Source organism: Psychrobacter sp. 2Y5 (assembly GCF_051847375.1).
Lineage (GTDB): Bacteria > Pseudomonadota > Gammaproteobacteria > Pseudomonadales > Moraxellaceae > Psychrobacter.
The window spans coordinates 78142-95523 of the sequence record NZ_JBPYDA010000007.1; the positions used below are offsets into that span (position 1 = coordinate 78142).

Genomic DNA, 17382 nt, shown 5'->3' on the forward strand with positions numbered 1-17382 from the left:
ATCATCAATCCATTGCACAGACAATTGAGCGGGACTGGGTTGGTTTTTTGCAGCCTCTATCAATGTAGGCGCAGTACGTAAGCAAAAATTAATTCAGTTCCACGTCATGGTATAGTGTCGCTATTGCATTTAATAGCACCTTTCATTTGGTATTGATAGCTACTATTAGATGAGACTACCGTCAATAAAAATCCCCTAAAGCTAACCAGACTTTACGGCTACTCTCTCCAGTGTTTTTCAACCCAATCTACGGGCAAGATAAAATGACGCAGATGACGTAGAGGATGTTTTAAGTTTTTAGGTTGTTTTAGGTTTTTCAAATGATCTTTGATATTATTAGCGGATTTTTTATCGTATCTGCCATCGATAGCATTGGTGGGATATAGCCCACCCGGAAATATGATAATTCGCGCCCCTTTTGGAACTTTAGGCACTTTGACATAGTTCAATGGAAAAGGCTGACGGCACTTGCGTCTAAAATGGGCAACCCATGCTTTAGGAAACAGTTTTACACCACCTGGTACATTGCGCGTCACAAAGCGCTGCTCGAAACGATACTTATCGGCAATACCTTGCGGATCAGCTTTGAACTTATCTTGAAGAGATACTAATGACCCTACTTGAAAGCGAAAACAAGAGGTCTGTCCTAAGCGCTCTAATGGGTTACTCGGATTGTATGACAAAACGACATCGTCAGGCTTACCATATTCGAAGAAAGGGTCGAGACTATCTACAATCACAACATCCAAATCCAAAAAAAGTACTGTGCCAGTAATGTCGCCTAACGTCTCGCCCCAAAGCCGCGACTTTGGCCATTTACCCAAAGTATTAGTCGGCATAGTAATATCTAAAGGCGGCAATTCTTGACATTCAATCTCAGGACGCAAATCGGTGGTATCATCAGTAAAGCAGACAAAACGAAACGGCGGAGTAATATTGCGCGATACCATGCCATAGAGCTTATTGGCATAATCTGCACCGTATTTGCTACCCCATTTGATACAGATAATTTGTTTAACGTCATTATTGCTATCTTTATTTTTATCTTTTTTAAACATGAAAAAGGCTCACTATTATTGTAAGTAATTAATGTGCTGAGTATTTTAACATAAAAAAAAGGCTGAACCCTTAGCTTCAGCCTTTTATACTCGCACTAAGTTAGGACTTAATACATTAATCAATAAAATCGAGCCAATCCATATACTGCTCATTGCGGCCGTGTACCACATCGAAATAGAGAGTTTGCAGCTTTTCAGTGATCTCGCCGCGTCCACCATTACCGATGATACGATCATCGTATTCTCGTATTGGGGTTACCTCTGCTGCCGTGCCGGTCATAAAGATCTCATCAGCTAGATAGAACTCATCGCGAGTAATACGGCGCTCAGTAACTTTAATGCCTAAATCCGCAGCAAACTGGATAATAGTCCGGCGCGTAATACCGTCAAGCGCGCCGCCAGCTAAATCTGGCGTATGCAGCTCGCCGTTTTTGACCAAGAACAGATTCTCACCTGAGCCCTGGCAGACATAACCTTGCGAGTCCATCAGTATCGCTTCATCGTAGCCATTACGCGTCACTTCGCGGTTCGCCATGATAGAGACCGGATAGTTACTAGCGGCTTTAGCCTTACACATAGTGACATTAGGCAAGTGATGGGTATACGACGAGGTTTTGACGCGGATGCCATTTTGGATACCTTCCTCGCCCAAGTAAGCACCCCAATGCCAAGCGGCGACCATCGCATTGACGCTATTAGTATGAGCAGAGAGTCCTAGCTTTTCGGCTCCAACCCAAATGAGTGGGCGGATATAAGCCTCAGCTAGTTTGTTTTGTTTGACCACATCTTTATGCGCTTGCTCTAGAGTCGCTTGATCAAAAGGCACTTCTAGCTGGAAAATCTTCGCTGAGCCTAATAAGCGCTCAGTATGGTCTTGGAGACGAAAGATCGCGGTGCGATTATCAGCAGTCTGATAAGCACGAACCCCTTCAAATACGGCGATACCATAATGCAGGCTGTGTGTTAGTACGTGGACTTTAGCATTAGGTTGGTCGATCATCGTGCCGTTCATCCAAAGCTTGCCATCTTGTGTTGCCATATTCATGTCAGAGTCCTTATGTTAGTACGAGTGACTAACTTTTTTTGTAAAAGTAAATGTTTTAAGTGCAAATTGAGCTGATTATATCACCGGCGGCCTTAGCGAATAAAACTTTTTATTTTAGCAGCCGATAGCTTTTGTTTATGGGACATTAGGGTCTGTTGAAATCTAATATCCATGATGTTTTTGGTTAACATTTTATGGTTATCACTTATTATTGTTATGACTTGTCGTCGCTATGGGTTACTCCCATCAAGCGTTGCCATTGGTTCTGTACAAGCGCCCGAGTTTCAAGCCAAAGCGACTCATCTACTAGCAAGGACTGTTCAGCGAGCGCTAATTGATGAGTCGCGGCGCGGATGCGCAAATAGGCATCAGTCAAATCTTGACAGACTGCTTGCTCCCAAATACCAAGCTCCGCCATCTCCTCAAAAATACGCACATTGTCGCTCCACTTGGTCAAGCTTGGATAGTCATGCGCATAGGCTAGCACCGCAAACTGCGCTAAAAACTCGATATCAACGATGCCACCCGCATCTTGCTTTAAATCAAATTTACCCGCTTTCTTCTTTTGGCGACTCGTCCCAAGATGGCGCTGCATTTTTAGGCGCATTCGCGTCACCTCCAAGCGTACTTCATCAAGGGTGCGCGGTAGCGATAACACTTCGCGGCGTATCTCAACAAATCGTGCGGTCACGCGCTTATCCCCGCAGATAGCTCGCGCCCGCACTAACGCTTGATGTTCCCATGCCCACGCCTTGTCGCGCTGATAGGTTTCAAACGCATGGCAAGAAACGATCATCATGCCCGCGTTACCTGAAGGCCGCAAGCGCATATCGATCTCATAAGCACGCCCATCACGGGTTTGGGTATTGAGATAGGTCATGAGCTTTTGCGCAAGCCGCGCGGCAAACTTCATGCCACTCACCGACTTCTCACCGGTCGTCATACCTTGTTCTTTTATCTTATGCAAAAACACCAAATCTAAATCAGACGAATAAGACAATTCAAGCCCGCCAAGCTTACCATAGCCGATAATAGCAAAGCCGCAGTCGGCTTCCGTTACCGGATCGCCATTTTGAGCTATTGGATAACCGTAGCGCTTAACCAGCTCAGCAAAGGCGCGCTCAAGTGCTGCTTCTAACACCACAGCTGCAATGTAAGTTAGCGAGTCTGAGACTTTCATAATCGGTCTTTCGGCCAATACGTCGCTGGCCGCTACCGCTAATACTTGGTTTTTTTTGAATAAGCGCAAGACGCTTAGCAGCTCCTCTTCATCACTTGGCTCAACGCGAAGCAGGCGCTGACGTAAGATATCTCGTAGCTCAAGCTTGTCTGGTAGATGGCGATAGCGCTGCTGCAAAAAAGTATCTAATAGCACCGGATAGCGCGCCAGCTCCCCTGCAATCCACGGACTAGCCGATAACATCGGTATCAGCTCAACGGTAGCATTTGGGTTTTCAGCAATCATCACTAAATAAATAGAACGTCGACTAATGGCTTCAAGTAAAGTAATTAATCGCGGCAAGGCACTATTAGCCAACTGCTGCTGCTCTTGATGGGACAGCAAAGCGTGAATAACTACAGGATAAGCATCATCTAGCCGCTCGCGCGCCTCTTCGCTTAAGTTTGCTATCATTTTGGAATCCCAAAAAGCCTGCAATCGCACTCGGTTTTCTTCGCTTAGTATCGTATCTAGCTGCGTGAGTTGTTCATCAAGATTGGTTGGCTGCGGCAGGCTGTCATCTTGAGTAGGCATTTGCCGTTCGGTCACCATTCGCTCAAAAGGAGCATTGACGGTTTCTCGATGAGCGTTTAGCGTCGTTAGTAGCGCTGACCAATCTGCAAATCCTAAGGTGATAGCTAGGTTATGTTGCCAATGCTCGTCATGAGGTAAGCGCTGCGTTTGCTGATCATTAATCGCTTGTATGCCGTGCTCAAGTCGCCGCAAAAACCGATAGGCGGCTTGCAACTGCTCATAGGTAGTCGGTTCTAGATACTCAAGCTCACACAAAGCTTGCATTGCTTGCAAGCAAGATTTGACTTGTAGCTGCGGATGGCGACCACCATAGATCAGCTGAAAGGCTTGTACGATAAACTCAATATCTCGAATACCGCCAGCACCGAGCTTGATGTTATCTAAATCCTCGCGCTGCGCCACTTGATTTTGAATCAGCGACTTCATTTCACGCAGCGCTGAGAAAGCGCTATAATCTACGTAGTATCGAAATACAAAAGGCTTAATCAAGGCTTGTAATTGCGTATAAAACGCTGGTGATACTTGTCCGACTACTCGCGCTTTGAGCCAAGCAAAACGCTCCCAAGCGCGGCCGTGATGGGCAAAGTATTTTTGCAGTGCAGACAGATGAATCGCCAGGTCACTCCCATCACCCCAAGGGCGCAGACGCATGTCTACCCGAAAGACAAAACCATCAGCGGTATTATTATCAAGCAGCTTGATAATCCCTTGACCTAAGCGCGTCATAAAGCGCTTGTTATCGATGCTGCGCGTGCCTTTAGCCTTATCACCATCGGTCATGCCGCGGGCTTGATGCACAAATATAAGATCGATATCACTCGACAAATTAAGCTCATGAGCGCCTAATTTCCCCATAGCCATAATAGCCATGTCGTCCGTTTTTAGCTCACCTTGATCATTAACAAAGGTAGGTTTGCCATACTTAACAATCAATTGCTCATAAGTGTACGTTTTAGCGAATAAGATACAGCCATCAGCAAACTCAGAGAGCTCATCGGTGAGCTGTTCAAGCGAGATAATACTAAGAGCATCTTGCCAGATCCAACGCATCATCAGCAGCATACGCAGATGACGCAGACCACTCATGACTTTGGGCTCATCGGCTGTTTGATAATTCTCATCTAAGGTATAATCTTGAATAAGATCGTCAATTTGTTGACGCGTTAAGGTTTGCTCTAAAGGATAGCTACGCAGAAAGGTTTGACAGGATATCGTCCTACTCTCCCACACCTGATAAGCAAACTCACTCGCGGTTTGCAAGACTTGCAGCTGCTCAGATGTCGGCTGATAACTTGCAACGCTCGGTATAGTGGAGGACATCTCTGATGACGCGGATAGCATATAACTATTTTCCCCAGTGACATAGGTAGTGATGGATTCAAAGCTAAAATAAGCGCTATAAGATAATAAATATTTTTCAATATAGCATGCCGTTGTAGCATAAATTTACCACAAAAAACGCAAGCTCTCTTCGAATCTGTCGGCTTTATGGTAGCATAAACAAGCTTGTTATAGAGGCTCATAAAGCTAAGGTTATGTCTGAAAACAGATCGAAAAAACACCGAAGCCTCTTCTTTATTAAAAAGGTGTCATAAAATGCAAAATAATACTGATAATACAAATATAAAAAATAACCTACCTCAAAACCAGCAAATTGTATTGGCGGAGCATCCGCAAGGCATTCCAACCAGAGATACTTTTAAAATCAATGATATTGATATGCCTGAAAGAAAGGAAGCTGAGGTATTAATTAAAAGTATTTATGTCTCCGTTGATCCGGGGATGCGTGGCTTTATGGACAAAGGGGATGATGACGCCGCAGGCAATAAGTTTGCCTTAGATCAGCCCATTACCAGTAGGACGGTGGCGCAAATCATCAGCAGCGATAATGAGGACTTCAAAACAGGCGATATCATCCATGGCCGCTTTGCTTGGCAGCGGTATCAGAGCGTCAATATAGAGGATATCGAAAAAGTCGATCCAGATCTTGCGCCCATCTCCACTGCTGTCAGCATGCTTGGTGTGCCAGGGCTTGCCGCTTACTTTGGTATGCTAAAAATAGGCCTGCCCAAAGCAGGTGAAACCGTTATCGTCTCGGGTGCAGCAGGCTCAGTCGGTAGCATGGCCGCTCAAATCGCCAAAATTAATGGTTGCAAAGTGGTTGGTATCGCAGGCTCTACTGAAAAAATTGACTATCTTGAAGGCGAGCTAGGCCTAGACAAAGGTATCAACTATAAACAAACCGAAGACATGCAAGCAGCGATTAAAGAGGCTTGCCCGGACGGTGTTGATGTGTTCTTTGATAACGTTGGCGGCGAATTGTTCGACGCCGTTTTTGCCAATATTAACCGGCATGGGCGCATTGCTATCTGTGGTCAAATTGCCGAATATAATGCTGACAATCCGCCAAAAGGACCGCGACCTATGCATACCCTGATTAAGAAAAGCGCGCGTATGGAAGGGTTTGTCGTCTTTGATTTTAGCGATGAGTTTGATGACGCCAAAAAGCAAATCAGCGAGTGGTATAATAGCGGGCAATTAAAATATAGAGAAAATCTTGTTGAAGGTTTTGAAAATATTCCGTCCGCCTTTATCGGGCTGTTCGAGGGCGACAATATCGGTAAACAAATGGTCAAAGTGGCTGATTTAGAGTCATAATTCATATTTATAATTCTTATATTCCTTTAAAAACACAAGCTATATAGTGCGACTAGGATAGTCTAGTGACAAGCTAGCGCTACTTTTATGCCCTTATTTTATAGCCTGCATAACTTTGTGATACTTAATTTATGACTACCAATACCACCCTACTGATTACCAAAGATCCTAGCCATCCGTTAGCTCATTTAGCACTGCGTTACGCAAAAGCTTTACTTGATAAGCCTGATGAGAATAAGAATCCGGCCTTACAGCTGTTTTTTTATGCCGATGCCGCTCATCTAGCGAATCGCTTACGTTGGCAATCTGCCGACCAGATCGATTTAACTCAAGAATGGCAAGATCTAGCCCGCAAGCATGACATAGCTTTGCCGGTTTGCGTCAGTACGGCGCTGAGTCGCGGTGTCAGTGATAGTGAGAACAGCGCTCGTCATCAGTTAACTGGTGATAATTTAGCTGACCGTTTTGCGCTAGTAGGACTAAGTGAGCTGGCTATGATGCTGCAAGATGATAATCGCCTGATAACGTTTTAGGGACTAACTATGAAGTTATTGATTCAACTGCGTACAGCGACTGAGATGGCAAGCTATGAAGGCTGCGCTCTAGCATTGACCTTAGCGACTTTTGGCCATGAGGTGCAGCTGTATTTAGATGCGCCAGTATTTGGCTTATTGATGCAGCCCAAAGCACGCTTGCATGGTATGATTCAATCGCTTGAATTATATGATATGCCACCTGCTTGGTTGCCAGATGATGTGTTTAGTGGCTGGCTGACAGGTATGCTGCCCAATGACTTAGCCAGTCAATTCACCTTAGTGCCTGAGGTGATTAACCCTGATGACTTCCAGCAAATCTTGAGCTTCTAGGGTGCTTGTAAGATTTTATCTTTATCAAAAAACGTTTGGACGCTTTGAGTTAAACTGCTTTCATTAAGCCCACTTGTAATGCTCTATTTTTGGACCCCTTTTTATGGCTACTTTATATCAATTGCATAGCACGATGGACAATCTTAGACGCAGTACAGATCAGCTCGCCCTCACTTGGCGCAGCGGAGACAGCCTTATATTATTAGGTACCACCGTCGCTTTTATCGATTGGCTAACCGCTTACTTGACAGAGAATCAAATAGAGGGCATCGCCAACCTTTACGCTTTAGCAGATGATATCTCGCAACTTGACGATAATACGATAACCAAACTCACTCTCCAAACTAAGATTGATGCGGTATTAGGCGATGCTGACTGGGTAAAGCTGACACAAGATCATCGGTTCGATAAAGTGGTGACCATTGCCTTATGACTCAGACTGACAGCTCCTCCTTGATTGCCAGTATTTCGCTAGACCAAGACGGTCATCTTTGCGATCACACCCTCTGGACGCCAGCAATCGCCCAGCAGCTCGCCGATACTCTAGATGTCACTCTAAACGCTGAGCATTTACAAATCTTGCAACAGGTACGCGAGTTTTTTGATAAGTTTAATCACTCTCCTGCCACTCGTCCTTTGATCAAATGGCTACAAAAAACATTGCCTGAATATGACATTAGCAATCAAAAGTTGCAGCAGATCTTTAATACCGGTTTAGTAGCTCGTCATGTCAATCGGTTAGCCGGACTGCCAAAGCCACCGAACTGTTTATAAGAGTGATTATAACAACTGACTCATGATGTCTTAATAAACTTAACGACTGTTATTCTTTGCGATCATAAACGCTCAAAGTCTCATAGCCAGTACTGCGACCCGTATCCCCATAAAAACCCTGCTGACGCCATACTTCATACAGACATATCGCCACACTATTAGCTAAATTTAAGCTGCGCGAGTCTGGTAGCATCGGTAGTCTCAGCCAGTTATCTGCGCCGATATCTTCTCGTATATCATCTGCTAGCCCTGAGGTCTCAGAGCCAAAGACTAAAGCGACATTAGGTATCTTTGCGCTATTTGCCTGTAAACTCTCCTCGACTAAATTCTCTTGTTTCTGGCTATCGTTTACCCTACCGAAATTATAATCATAAAGCGGATGACTCAGCTTAGTGGTCAATGCGGTGATAATATGACAATCCGCCATCGTCAGCGCCTTTTTAGCAGCCACCCAATCCACATGCACTTGTAGATGAGCATATTCATGATAATCAAGACCGGCGCGACGTAGCTTCTTATCTTCAAGCTCAAACCCTAACGGCTTAACTAAATGCAGCTCTGCGCCGCTATTGGCACATAGTCGAATAATATTACCGGTATTACTTGGCATTTTTGGAGCGACAAGCACAATGTGAATGGTCATAAGATTTCCATTAAAAAAGGGTTTTTAGTTATATTCTTGGTAACTATTATGAACAATAGAGTCAAATAGAAGGCTTTCAAGCTCTCTATTAGGTAAAACCATTTAACCGCCTCGTAATCAAAAGTTACAGTTTATGGCTAATAATTACACTTTGATACTTTGCATGCATTTTAACTTTTACTATGATGGCTCTATCGGATAGCAAGGCAATATAGATAACTTTTAGTAGAGTTAGTTATTGTTTTCCCTGATCTTGATAGATGGTTTTATAGCTTTGTCACTAGTGTTAGTTATAATAAAGTGTTAATTATAATAGCGTGACGCCAAACTCTAAAATCATTTTAAATAAACCACCTATTTTGAGGAAATTATTATGAAAAAGTTAGTAATCGCATCTTTGACTGCTATGTTTGTATTAACTGGTTGCAACACTTTTAAAGGTCTTGGCCAAGATGTGTCAAGCGCTGGTGATGCTGTAACTGGCGGCGCACAAGACGTTCAAAATAAAATCTAAGTTTAATAAGTAGATTTATATTAAAAAGGCTTATCATTTATTTGATAAGTCTTTTTTATGCCTGCAGCTTTATTTCTACTTATCAGGCGCTACAAGAACGCTCGCAATATGTGATTGAGATAGCGCCGACCCAATGCTGTCGTCTGCAGTTGTTCAGTAGACTCAGTTAACAAGCCTTTAGCCACTAATGATTCTACCGAATCAGCGACATCCTCATAGCTCATTCCTGTACGCGCTTCAAATAACTGCCACGTTACTCCCTCATGTAACCTTAGAGCATTGAGCATAAACTCGCTAACTAATTCATCATCGGCAATGGGCTGCCAACCTACCATCTTAGGAGCGTTAAGCGGCTGGGAAGATTGGTATTTTGGTTGTTTATAATTCAGATAATCTTTAGGTAAACGCGATTTACTAAAGCGATAAATATCTGCTTCTATCGATAATGCTTCGCTGAATAGAGCAGCCTCTTTTTTATCAATCTTGTCAGATTCAATACTGACCTTACCATGCGCCCCTGCCCCAATCGCTAGATAGTCGCCAAACTGCCAATAGTTGAGGTTATGACGACAAGGTGTATCGAGCCTGCCTGCCCAAGCGGACACTTCATAATTGCTGTAGCCCAAGCTTTGTAATAACGCGGTTCCCGCCTCTTCAATATCAGCTAAATTATCCTCATCTGGTAAAACGGGCTGATCACGATAGAACACCGTATTTGGCTCGATAGTTAGCTGATACCAGGAGATATGAGTAGCGCCTGTATCATGCGCCAGCTGAATATCATGGAGCGCTTCAACTAGCCCCTGCTGTGGCAGCCCATGCATCAGATCGACATTGACCCGTCTGAATCCCGCTTCGCGCGCCGCCTTAATAGCCGTGATAGCTTGCTGCGGATCATGAATACGGCCAAGAGTGTTCAGTTTTTCGGCATTGAAGCTTTGTACGCCGATAGACAAGCGGTTGATACCGACTTGAAGATACTCTGCAAAGGGTGCGTGCTCGAGCGTCCCTGGATTGGCCTCCATAGTGATTTCGATGTCGTCGGCGAAATCAAAATAATGACGCAAACCTTTGAATAAGCGTTGATACTGAGGAATAGGTAATAGCGAAGGCGTACCGCCACCGATAAAGATGGAACTAAGCTTGCGACCTTGGGTTAAAGGCTGCTGCAATAGCGCATCGGCGAGTAGTGCATCGACATAATCATCATAAGTCTCAGACATCGATAGCGGGCTATCTACTGGCAACTCATGCGAGTTAAAATCGCAGTAAGGGCATTTTTTCACACACCAAGGAATATGAATGTAGAGCGCAAGCGGAATAGTCCTGACTTCGATACTATTATTTTTAGCGCTATTAGTTTTTTTAATGCTATTGGTCTTTTTGGCACTATTAGCTGTCTGTGATCTCTGTAATTTATCGGTCAAAAGATTATCCGTTTTAAATGCTGGCATAGTTAGATTTCAGGTTATAGTTGTAAATATAATTGTCGTTAGGATAACCACTCTAACATTTAAAGAAAAGGGGGTTGATAACAAAACCCTTAATAAACAAGCCTACTAATGACTCAGTATTTTAGGCAAAGTTAAGCTCTATATTTATTAAACTAGTACAAATTAGGATGGTATATGGCTTACTGGCTTATGAAATCTAATCCCAAATATTTCGGCATATCTGATCTACAGCGTTTGGGTACAGAATGCTGGGACGGGGTGCGCAATTACCGCGCCCGCAACTTTATGCGTGATGACATGCAAGTCGGCGATCAAGTGATTTTTTATCACTCTAGCGCTAAACCCTCTGGTGTTTCGGGTATCATGAGCGTGGTCAAAGCCGGTTATCCAGACCCAAGTCAGTTTCATCCGGAGCATCGGCATTACGATCCGCTAGCAACCGAAGAACAGCCGCGTTGGTATATGGTCGATCTGAGATTTGAGCAAGCGCTTAAAGAAGTACTACCACTATCAGAGCTAAAGTTTATACCGGCACTTGATGATTCATTATTACTCAAAAAAGGCTGCGAGCAATTAACTGTCATACCCCTTGAGCCTAAGCACTGGCAAGCAATTATGGATATGGCTGAGAGTTTAGAGCTACTATAAACAGCCCTCTCTATTCTAGCGAATGGTACAGTTAGTTGAAAATAAAAAAGGGTTTAAAACTTATTATTCGTTATTATATGACTTGTAGTCTGCTGTCTTTATCATTTTCGTTGGTTTGCTAACTTCTCATTTATCCCATCTCTACCTTTTAGGAACCCCATATGATTCTATCTAAACTGGCTCTATCTACCTTAACAGTAAGTCTGCTCGCTATCATTCTCAGCGGCTGCGGTAGCGATGGCGACAAAGTCAAAGAGGAGTACGACCGTATTGAAGAGCAAGTCAATGACGAATACGATCGCCTCGAAGACAGTATCAAAGAGGAATATAAACGAGTCGAAGATAAACTAAGCCCAGAAGAAAAAAGTATGGCGGAAGTATTAGAATCGGTTTTCTTACCCGAAAACGCTTCTGAGACTTTAGATAAATTCTTGGATAAACTTACTCCTGAAGGTGGCCGTGGCGGCCTCTATGTTGGGCATTTTGTCGAGCTAAGCGATGGTGATAACGATGATATCGATATCGGCGCAGTGTATTTCGACATTAGTAAAGCGGGTGCAGGCAGCGTCGAGGGGAGCTTTAGCTATCAGCAACAATACTGCCAAGAGAACAATAGCTTGGGTATTAATTCAGCGGTAAAAGTAGATAACTACATAGCGGGTAAAGTGACTGGTAGTCTAGATACTTTGGAGTTTTTGGATATCAAATATGTCAATGACTTAGGTATTGAGACGCCCAATTTGCTCACTACTTTCGCCGGTAGCTTTAAAGAAGATGAGGCAGGCATGCCTTGGCGCGGTAGCTTTGAGTACCAAGATGGCTTGGGCGGCAAGACCTTGTCTAGCGGTGAAGACAATTGCAATGTCACTTACACTTTAAGTGACCGCTCTAATTTTACCACTTATGCTTTAGACTACACTAAGGCTGAAATGGCGCTGGATGTCACCGGTGTGGGCAGTCAAAAACGCTTAACTTGGCAAAACCCTATCGGCACTAAACTCGTCTTAGTCAGTCAAATAGATGTCAACAAGGCTGAGACTGGCGCTAATGGTTATGTGCGCAACCTTGTATTAAGTAGTAATCAGCAGCAGTTTGCTCCTGTTATACCAAGCGTTTCGACCAATTATGCTTTTGTGGTACAAGCCTTTGACGATAATAACGCTCTACTTGGATACCAAGCTTTGGTTTTAGATTTGCCTGAAAGCTTATAATTTATGTCTGTTAGCGCTATAATGTACGTACATTAATATAAGTACATTGATTATCAGTACTGTACTCGCGTTGAGGTGATATTCTGCCTTTAACGCTGGTTTATCCTTATTTTTTTGACCCATCAATTCATCGCTTGGATTGATGGGTTATTTTATTTCAATCAGTTGCGAATTATGCTATCTCTAATATCTTTTAAAGACTTCAAAAGCTATAGCCTACGTTTAGGTGTACTAGCACTCCCTATTTTAATTACTCAGTTTTGCCAAGCTGCCTTAGGCGTAGTAGATGCGATTATGGCAGGCCAAGTGTCTGCGCTTGACTTAGCAGCAGTGGCAGTGGGTTCTGGTATTTGGTTGCCACTATTTTTACTCGCTACTGGTATCTTGATTGCCACAACGCCACTCATAGGTGAAGCAGTTGGTCAAAACAAGCATAGCGACGTGCCCAATATCACTCAACAGTCTCTATGGACAGCTGCGGCAATTGGTATTGCTGGTTTTATTATCGTCAATGTAGCGCCCGTTATCCTGCCTTTAATGGGCGTTCCTGAGAATATCCAGCCGATAGCGTCGCAATATCTGTTTGGCGTCTCTTTTGGCTTTCCAGCGCTCGCCGTCTATGCGGTACTTCGTAGCTATTGTGAAGCCTTAGGCCGGCCTGAACCGGTGACTATCATTAGTATCATCGGCCTACTCGCTGATATTCCGCTGAATTATATTTTTATCCATGGTCTATACGGTATGCCAGAGATGGGCGGTGCCGGCTGCGGGGTAGCGACAGCTATGGTCCTTTGGATAAATGTCTTATTGCTGGCGGTGTATACTGCTTTTACTAAGCGAGCACAGTTCGCTAATACTCGCTTTTTTTATGCTTTTAGTGCGCCTAGTCGTGCTCAGATCGCAAAACTTTTGAAGCTAGGTATTCCGATTGGGGTTTCTATTTTTTTTGAGGCCAGTTTATTTAGTTTAGGGGCGCTCGTCATCAGCCCGCTTGGCGAGTTGGCAACGGCCTCGCATCAGGTCGCACTAGCCGTCACTTCTCAGTTATTTATGATTCCTATTTCAGTCGCTATGGCCCTGACGATTATGATCTCTAACCGCTTTGGTGAAAAGAACTTGTTAGCTCTACGTCACGTACAAGTGACTGGCCTTATTTGGACGGTGTTGATTGCGCTGACGTCTATGTTAGGCGTTTGGCTGTTCCGGCCCCAGTTAGCCGCAGCTTTCACTGACAATCCAGCTGTGCGCGCTCAAGCCATGCATTTATTAATATTTGCTTTAGCTTATCAGCTATTTGATGGCTGGCAGGTCAATGTCGCTGGTATCTTACGCGGTATGCAAGATACGACTGTACCAATGTGGGTGACGCTGTTTTGCTATTGGATAGTGGCGTTACCGCTCGGTATTTATTTAGTGCGCTATACCGATACTGGCGCGCAAGGATTTTGGATGGCTCTGATTACGGGTTTATTTTTGGCTTCTATCTTATTGACTATTCGTCTACGCTATCAGCAAAAACGCTTAGCTATAGCATGGTCACCATAACCGTTATTGGCTATTTATATTATGCCAAGTGATGATTTATATAACGGATATTATACTAAAGCGTCTAGCCTATATTGCTAGCGCTACTCATTACGTCAATAATATGTAAAATTTTTCAGTTAACAACTGTACATTGATTGCTCATTGCGGCGAAGATAGGTATCATGAGTCATTAATGATTAAATACTTTGTTACACTGTCATTCGTTAAGTATGGATAAACTGAACGCTATACTTATTGACTGCCAGCCCCATAAATACAAAATTTTAAACCCGATTTTGAACCTGATTCTTTAAACCCGATTTTTAAATCTAAGTATAAGGCCCTGATAAAAATGGATATTGAAAAAATACGCACGCTAATCGCCCTCATGGAAGAAAACGAGCTTGTCAATTTAGAAGTTAGCTCTGATGATGAACACATCAGTCTGACTCGTCACTATGATACTCCAGCGCCAACAGTTATGGCCGCTCCAGCCGCTAGCGCAGCCCCTGCAGCCGCTAGTACTAAACCTGCGGCCAAAGCCGGTAGCGTTGAGACCTCCCCTATGGTTGGGGTGTTTTATACCGCTCCTAGCCCTAATGATCCGCCGTTTGTCAAAGTTGGTCAGCAGGTTCAAGCAGGTGATACTTTAGGTATTATCGAAGCCATGAAAATTATGAACCCTTTAGAAGCCACTCAAAGCGGCGTTATCGCTGAGATTTTGGTCGATAACTCTGAAGTAGTGCAGTTCGGTCAACCCGTTATACGCTACAAAGCTTAAAACGGCTCTTACCCTACTCTAGAACGTCTTCGACAAGGATAACCTGATGATAAAAAAACTGCTCATTGCCAATAGAGGTGAGATTGCCTTACGTATTGTCCGTGCCTGTAAAGCCCTTGGTATCGAGACCGTTGGTGTTTACTCGACGGCTGATGCTAACCTGATGCATTTGCGCTTCGTAGACGAGGCAATATGTATTGGCAACCCAAGTGCTACTGAAAGTTATTTGAATATCGATACTATCTTGACGGCAGCTGAAATCTCTGGTGCGGATGCTATTCATCCTGGTTATGGTTTTTTGGCTGAAAATGCTGAGTTTGCTGAACGTATTGAAGAAGCAGGCTTAACCTTTGTAGGACCTAACGCCGATCATATTCGCCTGATGGGTAATAAAGTCTCTGCCATCAATGCGATGAAAAAGGCCGGTGTACCTACAGTGCCTGGTTCTGTTGGCGCGGTGACTATTACCAACGCTGAAGAGCAAGCGCGCAATATTGGTTTTCCGCTCATTATAAAAGCCGCCGCTGGTGGCGGTGGTCGGGGTATGCGCGTCGTTGAGCGTTTCGATGAGATAGTAGGACAAGTTCAAGCAGCAAGACAGGAAGCTGAGCTGTGGTTCGGTGATGACACGGTCTACATGGAGCGCTATCTACAAAACCCACGTCACGTAGAAGTGCAAGTTTTAGGCGATGGTAATGGCAATGCTATTCACCTGTTCGATCGTGATTGCTCGCTGCAACGCCGTCATCAAAAAGTATTAGAAGAAGCCCCTGCCCCAGATATCCCTGATGATGTCCGTCAGCCTATTTTGGAAGCTTGTGTCAAAGCTTGCGAGCTTGTCAAGTATCGCGGTGCCGGTACCTTTGAGTTCTTGTTCGAAAATAATGAATTCTTCTTTATCGAGATGAATACCCGAGTGCAGGTTGAGCACACCATTACTGAGATGATTACTGGTATCGATGTGGTGGTTGAGCAATTAAAAATTGCAGCAGGCTATGGTCTCTCCTATCGTCAAAGCGAAATCGAAATTCAGGGTCATGCCATTGAGTGCCGTATCAATGCTGAAGATGCTAGAACCTTTGTGCCCTCACCTGGCACTATCACTCAGTTTTATAGTCCTAGCGGAGCTGGTGTGCGCTTTGACTCCCATCTCTATCCAGGGTATATGATACCTAGCTATTATGACTCATTGATTGGCAAGCTGATCTGTCATGGGCAGACCCGCCAGCAAGCTGTAGCAAAAACTTTACACGCGTTAGATGAGCTCATTATTGAAGGGATTAAAACCAACATCCCCTTACATCGTGACGTTATTTTGGCGGATGCTAATTTTGTTGAAGAAGCGCAAAATATCCATTATTTAGAAAATGAACTATTGCAGTCAGCTAAGAAGTCATAGCTCTTTTTATTACTGTATTATTCTCGAAAAACATAAAAAGCCGCTATTTTCATAAATAGTGGCTTTTTATTGGAGGCTATTCATCAAGAGTTTAGTTGAAAACTTTGTTTAAAAACTTAAGGCAATACTTTTTTAAAGTTCATAAAACACTCTTGGCCCTCAGGATCAGCGCACCACTGCATCTGATTACCATCGTGATTCAAAAAAGCGATAAATGCTTCATCGCTTTGATCCACTTGGTTACCTGAGCAGTCTACTTCATTATTATCATAAATGGTTTTTAGCGCAATGATCGGGAGTCCTGTTTCCAGATGAGTAACGATATAACGACCATACGTCCATTCATCACCGCTCACCGCCCACATCTCATTATCTTCCCCGAAATGATATATCTCACGGCACTGCTTAGCATTAGCCGCCGACAGATTCATAGCCAAATCATCATCTTCCTGAGCTACTATAGGATTAGGCGTCACGATACGCTGCTCATCCTGAACCACGATACCGCCTAGCCTACTATCAGACGCTATATTAGCCTTTTCGCTTTGTTGTACGTTAGACAAAGCGCGCTCAAAGGTAGCGTCATCGCTGCTATCGAGCTCGATCTCCCATTGGCCCGCTATAGCTGGACTGATGTGAGTGGTGATCACCGCTTGGCTAACCTGCTGGCCAGGAGTCGGGAATGTTGACAAGATACCTGCTAGAGTAAATGAAGCAAATGAGAGGGGTTCCATAATCAGCCTTTATTTATTTTCATTGGCGTTGTAATTGATATTATAATTAACTTGGCTTTGTAATTAACACTGTAGTTAATATTTTAACCTTCAGCGTAAATCTTTGCCGCTAAAAAGACAAGTAACATTATGCTGCTTACTACTATATAGCGAATTACGCGACAAATAGTGACGCATTATAAAGTGTACCTAATGTTTAAATGGCTAGTATTTAAATAGTTAGCCCTGTTAAGTCGCTCAATACAAAAAGCGCCACCACTTACTGGGTGACGCAATGAGTAGTGACGCTTGGATTATGATCTTTTCAACTAAATTCA

At 43.8% G+C, this 17382-nt stretch carries 17 protein-coding genes; 11 read left to right on the plus strand and 6 right to left on the minus strand.

Annotated elements, in window-relative coordinates; genetic code table 11:
• Nucleotides 1–218: 218 nt before the first annotated feature.
• The 3 genes from ACS8E3_RS08715 to glnE form a co-directional block, all read right to left on the minus strand.
• Entirely contained in the window at nt 219–1058 is an 840-nt protein-coding gene (locus ACS8E3_RS08715) for a glycosyl transferase (protein WP_439243291.1), read from the minus strand.
• 115 nt (nt 1059–1173) lie between these two features.
• Nucleotides 1174–2103, minus strand: coding sequence for a branched-chain amino acid transaminase (locus tag ACS8E3_RS08720; protein ID WP_439243293.1), 930 nt, complete (start codon nt 2101–2103; stop codon nt 1174–1176).
• Nucleotides 2104–2317: 214 nt separating this feature from the next.
• On the minus strand, nt 2318–5197 hold the full coding sequence (glnE, locus tag ACS8E3_RS08725) for a bifunctional [glutamate--ammonia ligase]-adenylyl-L-tyrosine phosphorylase/[glutamate--ammonia-ligase] adenylyltransferase (protein WP_439243295.1): 2880 nt from the start codon (nt 5195–5197) through the stop codon (nt 2318–2320).
• Nucleotides 5198–5452: 255 nt separating this feature from the next.
• On the opposite strand from glnE, the gene ACS8E3_RS08730 reads away from it, so the two are divergent.
• The 5 genes from ACS8E3_RS08730 to ACS8E3_RS08750 all read left to right on the plus strand — a co-directional run bounded on the left by ACS8E3_RS08730 (nt 5453) and on the right by ACS8E3_RS08750 (nt 8154).
• The gene (locus tag ACS8E3_RS08730) at nt 5453–6514 is read left to right on the plus strand and encodes an NADP-dependent oxidoreductase (RefSeq protein ID WP_439243297.1); all 1062 of its coding nucleotides are present in this window, start codon (nt 5453–5455) and stop codon (nt 6512–6514) included.
• Between the two features lie 131 nt (nt 6515–6645).
• A complete protein-coding gene (gene tusD / locus ACS8E3_RS08735; protein WP_439243299.1) occupies nt 6646–7047 on the plus strand; it encodes a sulfurtransferase complex subunit TusD in 402 nt (133 codons plus the stop codon).
• Nucleotides 7048–7056: 9 nt separating this feature from the next.
• Nucleotides 7057–7380 carry a hypothetical protein gene (locus ACS8E3_RS08740; RefSeq protein ID WP_439243301.1) on the plus strand — a complete coding sequence of 108 codons (324 nt, stop codon included), beginning with the start codon at nt 7057–7059 and terminating at the stop codon, nt 7378–7380.
• A gap of 103 nt (nt 7381–7483) precedes the next feature.
• Nucleotides 7484–7813 (plus strand): hypothetical protein, encoded by a 330-nt coding sequence (locus tag ACS8E3_RS08745; protein ID WP_439243302.1) that lies wholly within the window; start codon nt 7484–7486, stop codon nt 7811–7813.
• Nucleotides 7810–8154, plus strand: a complete 345-nt coding sequence (locus ACS8E3_RS08750; RefSeq protein ID WP_439243304.1) for a TusE/DsrC/DsvC family sulfur relay protein — start codon at nt 7810–7812, stop codon at nt 8152–8154. The genes ACS8E3_RS08745 and ACS8E3_RS08750 overlap by 4 nt, the downstream gene beginning before the upstream one ends.
• Before the next feature lie 49 nt (nt 8155–8203).
• Here ACS8E3_RS08750 and ACS8E3_RS08755 read toward each other — a convergent pair whose 3' ends face one another.
• Nucleotides 8204–8797 carry a tRNA (cytidine(34)-2'-O)-methyltransferase gene (locus tag ACS8E3_RS08755; protein WP_439243306.1) on the minus strand — a complete coding sequence of 198 codons (594 nt, stop codon included), beginning with the start codon at nt 8795–8797 and terminating at the stop codon, nt 8204–8206.
• A gap of 373 nt (nt 8798–9170) precedes the next feature.
• Between ACS8E3_RS08755 and ACS8E3_RS08760 the strand changes: the two genes are divergently transcribed.
• The gene (locus ACS8E3_RS08760) at nt 9171–9311 is read left to right on the plus strand and encodes an entericidin A/B family lipoprotein (protein WP_068408713.1); all 141 of its coding nucleotides are present in this window, start codon (nt 9171–9173) and stop codon (nt 9309–9311) included.
• A gap of 89 nt (nt 9312–9400) precedes the next feature.
• On the opposite strand, the gene hemW is transcribed toward ACS8E3_RS08760, so the two are convergent.
• The gene (gene hemW / locus ACS8E3_RS08765; RefSeq protein ID WP_439243465.1) at nt 9401–10681 is read right to left on the minus strand and encodes a radical SAM family heme chaperone HemW; all 1281 of its coding nucleotides are present in this window, start codon (nt 10679–10681) and stop codon (nt 9401–9403) included.
• A 258-nt stretch (nt 10682–10939) separates the two neighbouring features.
• On the opposite strand from hemW, the gene ACS8E3_RS08770 reads away from it, so the two are divergent.
• The 5 genes from ACS8E3_RS08770 (at nt 10940) to accC (ending at nt 16331) form a co-directional block, all read left to right on the plus strand.
• On the plus strand, nt 10940–11413 hold the full coding sequence (locus ACS8E3_RS08770; protein WP_439243308.1) for an EVE domain-containing protein: 474 nt from the start codon (nt 10940–10942) through the stop codon (nt 11411–11413).
• A gap of 161 nt (nt 11414–11574) precedes the next feature.
• A complete protein-coding gene (locus ACS8E3_RS08775; RefSeq protein WP_439243310.1) occupies nt 11575–12624 on the plus strand; it encodes a hypothetical protein in 1050 nt (349 codons plus the stop codon).
• A gap of 174 nt (nt 12625–12798) precedes the next feature.
• Nucleotides 12799–14169, plus strand: a complete 1371-nt coding sequence (locus ACS8E3_RS08780) for an MATE family efflux transporter (RefSeq protein ID WP_439243312.1) — start codon at nt 12799–12801, stop codon at nt 14167–14169.
• A 334-nt stretch (nt 14170–14503) separates the two neighbouring features.
• Nucleotides 14504–14932 (plus strand): acetyl-CoA carboxylase biotin carboxyl carrier protein, encoded by a 429-nt coding sequence (accB, locus tag ACS8E3_RS08785; RefSeq protein ID WP_439243314.1) that lies wholly within the window; start codon nt 14504–14506, stop codon nt 14930–14932.
• Nucleotides 14933–14978: 46 nt separating this feature from the next.
• On the plus strand, nt 14979–16331 hold the full coding sequence (accC, locus tag ACS8E3_RS08790) for an acetyl-CoA carboxylase biotin carboxylase subunit (protein WP_439243316.1): 1353 nt from the start codon (nt 14979–14981) through the stop codon (nt 16329–16331).
• Between the two features lie 116 nt (nt 16332–16447).
• Here accC and ACS8E3_RS08795 read toward each other — a convergent pair whose 3' ends face one another.
• Complete coding sequence (locus ACS8E3_RS08795) at nt 16448–17065, minus strand: hypothetical protein (protein ID WP_439243318.1); 618 nt, start codon at nt 17063–17065, stop codon at nt 16448–16450.
• Nucleotides 17066–17382 lie beyond the last annotated feature (317 nt).

Bases quoted from the DNA above. Each gene is read 5' to 3' on its own strand.
- glnE (WP_439243295.1), bottom strand. From the start codon at position 5,197: ATGCTATCCGCGTCATCAGAGATGTCCTCCACTATACCGAGCGTTGCA.
- accC (WP_439243316.1), top strand. From the start codon at position 14,979: ATGATAAAAAAACTGCTCATTGCCAATAGAGGTGAGATTGCCTTACGT.
- accB (WP_439243314.1), top strand. From the start codon at position 14,504: ATGGATATTGAAAAAATACGCACGCTAATCGCCCTCATGGAAGAAAAC.
- ACS8E3_RS08720 (WP_439243293.1), bottom strand. From the start codon at position 2,103: ATGAATATGGCAACACAAGATGGCAAGCTTTGGATGAACGGCACGATG.
- ACS8E3_RS08740 (WP_439243301.1), top strand. From the start codon at position 7,057: ATGAAGTTATTGATTCAACTGCGTACAGCGACTGAGATGGCAAGCTAT.
- ACS8E3_RS08750 (WP_439243304.1), top strand. From the start codon at position 7,810: ATGACTCAGACTGACAGCTCCTCCTTGATTGCCAGTATTTCGCTAGAC.
- ACS8E3_RS08745 (WP_439243302.1), top strand. From the start codon at position 7,484: ATGGCTACTTTATATCAATTGCATAGCACGATGGACAATCTTAGACGC.
- ACS8E3_RS08760 (WP_068408713.1), top strand. From the start codon at position 9,171: ATGAAAAAGTTAGTAATCGCATCTTTGACTGCTATGTTTGTATTAACT.
- tusD (WP_439243299.1), top strand. From the start codon at position 6,646: ATGACTACCAATACCACCCTACTGATTACCAAAGATCCTAGCCATCCG.
- ACS8E3_RS08715 (WP_439243291.1), bottom strand. From the start codon at position 1,058: ATGTTTAAAAAAGATAAAAATAAAGATAGCAATAATGACGTTAAACAA.
- ACS8E3_RS08755 (WP_439243306.1), bottom strand. From the start codon at position 8,797: ATGACCATTCACATTGTGCTTGTCGCTCCAAAAATGCCAAGTAATACC.
- ACS8E3_RS08770 (WP_439243308.1), top strand. From the start codon at position 10,940: ATGGCTTACTGGCTTATGAAATCTAATCCCAAATATTTCGGCATATCT.
- ACS8E3_RS08780 (WP_439243312.1), top strand. From the start codon at position 12,799: ATGCTATCTCTAATATCTTTTAAAGACTTCAAAAGCTATAGCCTACGT.
- ACS8E3_RS08795 (WP_439243318.1), bottom strand. From the start codon at position 17,065: ATGGAACCCCTCTCATTTGCTTCATTTACTCTAGCAGGTATCTTGTCA.
- ACS8E3_RS08775 (WP_439243310.1), top strand. From the start codon at position 11,575: ATGATTCTATCTAAACTGGCTCTATCTACCTTAACAGTAAGTCTGCTC.
- ACS8E3_RS08730 (WP_439243297.1), top strand. From the start codon at position 5,453: ATGCAAAATAATACTGATAATACAAATATAAAAAATAACCTACCTCAA.